At 67.9% G+C, this 5,634-nt stretch carries 5 protein-coding genes; all 5 read right to left on the reverse strand.

Features of this window, described 5'->3' with window-relative positions:
• The coding region (locus AB1609_02545; protein MEW6045349.1) for a hypothetical protein at positions 1 to 336 on the reverse strand (336 nt) is incomplete at its 3' end.
• A 131-nt stretch (positions 337 to 467) separates the two neighbouring features.
• Complete coding sequence (locus tag AB1609_02550) at positions 468 to 1,535, reverse strand: hypothetical protein (protein ID MEW6045350.1); 1,068 nt, start codon at positions 1,533 to 1,535, stop codon at positions 468 to 470.
• Complete coding sequence (locus AB1609_02555; protein MEW6045351.1) at positions 1,535 to 3,697, reverse strand: SNF2-related protein; 2,163 nt, start codon at positions 3,695 to 3,697, stop codon at positions 1,535 to 1,537. Before AB1609_02555 ends, AB1609_02550 begins: the two co-directional genes overlap by 1 nt.
• Before the next feature lie 310 nt (positions 3,698 to 4,007).
• The gene (locus AB1609_02560) at positions 4,008 to 4,892 is read right to left on the reverse strand and encodes a DUF3782 domain-containing protein (GenBank protein ID MEW6045352.1); all 885 of its coding nucleotides are present in this window, start codon (positions 4,890 to 4,892) and stop codon (positions 4,008 to 4,010) included.
• Between the two features lie 108 nt (positions 4,893 to 5,000).
• Positions 5,001 to 5,634, reverse strand: a 634-nt coding sequence (locus AB1609_02565; protein ID MEW6045353.1) for a plasmid pRiA4b ORF-3 family protein, incomplete at its 5' end; no start/stop codon positions are given.

The raw sequence follows: 5,634 nt of genomic DNA on the forward strand, positions 1-5,634 counted from the left end.
TTCGGCTTGAAGCGGACCGACCCCCGAGAACTCTTCGACGGTGGCGCGTACGGCCTCCTCCAGACCGCGCCCCGAACGGTGCCCCAGGCTCCCCAGCCCGATGCGCAGCTCCCGCAGAATGCGGTCGGCGTCTTCCCTCAGGCCCTTTATCTCTTCCAGCAGACGGTTGAACTCCGTTCGGGACCCGAGGGTCTGGGACAAGATGCCAATCACCTCGGCCGAGAAGCGCGGGTCCTCCTGCAGCAGCCGAGGAAACTCGCTGCGCAACCACTCGATGAATTGCTCCCGGTTCATCGCCGTCGTTGCCATGGCCGCCCCCGCAGTGCAGGTCATCATGGGCAAAAAACCTCTTCCGCCCGCGGCCGGCGCAGCCGGTGGCCTGCACCCCGAGTATAACACAGAAGCCCGCACACACCCCCGGGCCGCCCGCTGGCATGGGCGAAGCCGCGGCAACTACCCGCCCGGAGCTACGCCCCGGCGTGAGCCTGGCAAGCCGGCCGCCCCGCCCCGTCCAGGAAGACGCTCCGAAGCCGCCGCCCGCACTGCTCGCAGCCCACCGGTTCGACCGTATGGGTGAGCAGGCTGTAGTGCACCACGAGCGGCCGCCACGTTCGGCCCACCAGCACCTCGACGGTCGCCTGCACCCCCGGCACCCGGTACCATATGAGCTGGTCAAGGGAGAGATCGAGGGAGGGGCGGTACTTTCGCTCCACGTCTTCGAGCCGGCGTCGGCGGTCCGCCTCGTTGGCAGCCAGCCGCTGTTCGAGTTCCCGGCGCTTCTCCGGGTCGGCGGCTCGCTCCAGGCGCTGTTCCAGACGGCGCCGCAGCCCGTCGTAGTAATGGTTGAGCTTTTCGATCTCGGCCTGCTTCGCGGGCCTTGCCTGAACCGCATACCGCTCCGCACGCTCCTGGCCCCGCGCCAGCGCCACCCGCCGTGCCGATCCATACGCCTGCCCGAACGGGACCCGGGCCGCCGACGCCAGCACATGGGCCGGCTCGGGCTCGCGCACCGACCGCTCTACCTGCTCCAGGCCGTCGCCTGGCAGGCCCCGCTGAAGGTCGACGAGCACCCTTTCCACCCATTCCACCCGTTCGTCTCCCACCAGCGCCGCCCGGAACTGAAACACCAGGTACCCGAGCTCCACCAGCTCGGCTCCGGCCAGCCGCTGCGCCCGTCCGTTGCCGAAGTCGAGCGCCCTCGCAATGCGCTGCTCCATCCGGTCGGGGATGGCGACCCGAGGGAGCCACACGCAGCGCGCAAGAAGCCTGCCGATCCCGAGCCCCGCTTCGGCCAGCCGGTCGAGCAGGGGGCTGCCCGGCCTCACGTACTCGGCCCCGGCAACCTCCGCATACGCTTCGTAGTCAAACGCCAGCACAACGTAACTCCGGCCGCCGAAGATGCCGGCCGCCTCGGGCGGAACCGCAGCCTCCAGCAGGCCCGGGCCTGCGGGGCTGACGTCGCCGCCCAGTTCCGTGAGGAGCTGCTGGACGTACCCCTGCAGGCCCCGCTGCCCGCCGCCCGCCGCCTGAGCCATCAATCCCCGGCCCCCAGTTCGCCGCCGAAAAGCGCTTCGTCCAGCGCCACCGCCGCCTCGTAGCGCCCGCGGGCCTGTGCCAGCTGCTCGCCGAGCCGTTCGAGCTCCTGTTGAAAGGCCCGTTCGTCCTGCGCCCGGCCCCATATGTCGAACAGCCGGTCTTCAAACTCCTGCTCACCGGTGAGGTTGCCCAGGATCATGTCGAGTTCGCCGATCACGAGCTCGAAGAGGTTGAGCTTGGCGTTGAGCAACTCGAGCAGGTGGGCTTCGATGGTGCCGCCCGCGGCCAGGTTGTAGATGAAGACGGGTCGCTTCTGCCCGATGCGGTGAAGGCGTCCGATGCGCTGCTCGATACGCATGGGATTCCAGGGTAGATCGAAATTGACCAGCGTCGCACAGAACTCTTGAAGATTGCGTCCCTCTCCTCCGGACTCGGTGCTGACGAGCACCCGGGCGCTGGCGGCGAACTCGCGGATGGCCTCCTCCTTCTGCACCCGGCCCATTTCGCCGTGGTACGCGACGACCGAAAGCCCGGCCTCCCGCAGCAACTCGACGAGCACCTTCTGGGTCTTCCGGAAGCCCGTGAAAACCACGACCTTGTCCTGAACCCGCTCCAGCAGCGCCAGCAAAACCCGGGCCTTGCTGCCAGGGTCAGCCGAGCGCGCCAGCTCGGCCAGTTCGGCAAGGGGATCCGGAAGCTCGCCCGTGCGGCCCGGGCGCCGGTCGCCATCCGCCGCGCCCGGGGAAAGGCCAAGCCAGAGACGCTCCAGCGTCGGCAGCACCGCCACCGGGCTCGAGCCCGCCTCGCGCTGCACCGTTTTGAGCAGCAGGGTCGACACGGCCGCGCCGTTCACGGGGTGGCCGGCGGCCACGAGAGCCCGGTACTGCGTTCGGACCCATTCGCTCACCCGGCGATAGATCTCCCGCTCGGCCTGCGTGAGTTCGACGCGCACCGTCTCGGCCTGCCTCGGCGGCAGCCTCACGTCGGTCTCGGCGCGCCGGTTGCGGATCATGACCTCGCTCACCAAGCGCCGCAGTTCGCCCACGTTGCGGGGCTGGAGCCTGTCCCCCCTGGCCACGTACCGGCGGCGAAACTCGGCGGGCGTATGGAGCTGGCCGGGCCGGAGCAGCGTAATCAAATTGAACAGCTCGTCCAGGTCGTTTTGCACCGGCGTTGCCGTCAGCAGGAGGATGTAGCGCTTCTGCAGGCGGTTGACGAGCTTCCAGGCGAGCGTCTCACGGTTGCGCAGGTGGTGCGCCTCGTCCACGATCACGAGGTCGTAGGAGACAGCCGCGATGGACGAGGCGTGGGGCTCGCGCTTGGCAGTGTCCATGGAGGCCACCACGCGCTCAAACTCGGCCCACCCGTTCGAGGCCTGGCGGAAGCGCGGGTCGTCATAGGCCACGAAATCCAGCCGAAACTTCCGGCGCAGCTCCTCGATCCACTGCTCGACCAGCGACGGCGGCACGAGCACCAGCACCCGCCGCACGAGCCCGCGCTGCAGGTACTCCATCAGGACGAGCCCCGCCTCGATGGTCTTGCCGAGCCCCACCTCGTCGCAGAGCAGCGCCCGCCCCCGCATGCGCTGCAGCACCTGCCGGACGGTTCGGAGTTGGTGCGCGAAAGGTGTGAAGGCGACCATGTCGAGGGAGACGAGCTCGTCGAAGCCGGGCGTCATGGAAAGCCGGAGCGACGCCTGGTGGACTTCGTCCGCCGCCTCCCGGTCGAAAGCGCCGCGGCGCCATCGTTCCAGGAGCTCGGCCGCCAGGGGGTCCTGCAGGTCGGCCGCTCGGAGGGCCTCAGCGGCCCCAGCCGCTTCGCGTCGTTTCACCCCGGGGGCGCGGCCAGGCGCCGGAGCCCGGGCCTCCTGGGATGTGGCGGCGAGAAACGGGAGGTGAACGATGCAAAAGCGAGCGGGCTCGCCCAGCGGGGCGATTCCGAGCAGTTCCTCGCGAAACCGCCGGAAGAAGGCGCCGAGCCCCCGGCCGCTGACCGCGCCGCCGCCGGCTTCCACGAGGCAGCGCACCTCCCGGCCCGCCTCGTCCTGCAGGATGACCTCCCGGTGGGGGGCGAAAAGCCGCTGAAGCGTGGCGTCGCATTCGAGCGCGTCCACCTCGAGCAGTTCACGGGAGAGCCGAAAGATGAACGGGGCAAGCTCCATCCTGGCCGTACCCTCTCAGCCCCGCCCTCCGGTGGCTGCTGGAATGCGGGCGCAACCGCCCGTCGAGGCCAGAGATACGACCTGGCAGGCCTGTCCCCTGCCCTGGTGACCGGGTGGGGTACGGCCTTCCAGGCTCGTCCGGCAAACCGTCGATACGTCCGTCGGTGACACGGGTCACCCTGAGCTGATCCGCCAGCTCTCCCCCGTGACCCCATAAGAGTTCACGCCCTGGGGGCCGTGCTGTACGCACCGGTGGACGTGGTGCTGGACTTCACGACCGTGATGCAGCCCGACCTGATGGACGTCTTCACTATTCCCCTGGCTCCTCCTCGGTCAGAGTGAGCATCCGAATCCCCAGTTCCCGGCCCAGTTCCACAGCGCGCTCGTCGGCAAAGGGAGCAACCATGATCCGTTCAAACGGCTCCCGAATCTGCCGCTCGGCAAACTGGAGCTTCCGGAAAAACTTCAGCACGTCCTCGGGTTCAGCGTGGCTTTTGACTTCCACCAGGAACCGATGTCCGTCGTGAACGAAACTGTCAAACTCGATGGCCTGCCCCGGCACCCCGAACACTTCTCCGGCCGCATCGGTCAGCACCAGCCGCTCGGCCTGCAAGGGGCCCACGCCGGAAAACTCCTCGATGGTGGTGCGGACGGCCTCTTCCATGCCCCGGCCCAAACGGCGCCCCAGGCTCCCTATCCCGATCTGCAACGACCGGAGCCGCCTTCCGTGATCCAGCAACAACGTGGTGTGCTGCTGCAAGATAGCGCTATGCTCGAGCAGGATCCTGCTATGTTCCTTCAAGATCTCCGTGTGTTCCCTGAGCGTCTGCGTGTGCTCCTTCAACACCTCGCCGTGCTCCGCGAGGGTGCGCTCAATGGCCTCAAAGCGCCGGTTGGCCTCCTCAAAACGCCGGTCGGTGTCCTCCCGCAGCTCCTGAAAGCGGCGGTCCATCGCCTCGAAGCGCCGATCCACCGCCTCGAAGCGCCGATCCATCGCCTCGAAGCGCCGGTCGGCGTCTTCCCTCAGGCTCCTGATCTCTTCCAGGAGCCGGTTGAACTCCGTTCGGGAGCCGAGGGTCTGGGATAAAATACCCACCACCTCGGCCGAAAAGCGCGGATCTTCCTGCAACAGCCGAGGAAACTCGCTGCGCAGCCACTCGATGAACCGCTGCCGATCCATGGTCGTCGCCGCCATCCGGTCCTCCACACACGTTTAGCCCTCACGGCCCGTAACTCCTCGGCCGCAGGGATTTGCTCGCAGGCCCAGTATAGCACACCCAAGGCAGGCCGCCTCTCAGCGGGCCTATTCCACGGCGAGGTCGCCGTACTGGGGCGGCGGGTCGCCCACCGCCTCCACCACCCTGGGATAACGAACCCCCGCCACCCTCGGAAACCGCCCAACCACCTCCACGTCGTGCCACCACTCGTCGCCGAAATCGAACAGGTACTCGATCTTCTTGCCCGTCCTCAGCTTAAGCTCCTCGATGACCGCCGCGGATGCACTGGGGCTTCTATCAGAGTATGGGGACTCATAACGGTCCTTGCTCCGCCAGCCCTTGCGGTCCATGAAAAAGGCGTACAGGTGGTCGTCATCCCAGCCAAACGCCTGCTGAATGGCCCCGTGCAGGTCGTGGAGCGTACCGTCCCCGGGCACGTCGATGACCCGGTAGACGCCGTAGTGCCGCAGTTCCACCTTGAACCGCACGACCTGACGGCTCGCCGGCGGTGCCCACCGCCTGCCGGAGGTCTGCCCGTACCCTGCCCGCCGCCGCGTCCCCTGTCCCTTCTTTGACCGCCTCAAGACCTCCGCCGGCAACCCCGGCTGGTCGTCGTTCGTGGCCAGGCTATCGTCGAGGTCTTCAAAACCCTTCACGTCCACCAGGACCCGATGATCCACGCTCTCCCCCAACCGGCACAACGCCGGCTGCGCCACGTAC

The organism is Bacillota bacterium (assembly GCA_040754675.1).
Classification (GTDB): domain Bacteria; phylum Bacillota; class Limnochordia; order Limnochordales; family Geochordaceae; genus Geochorda.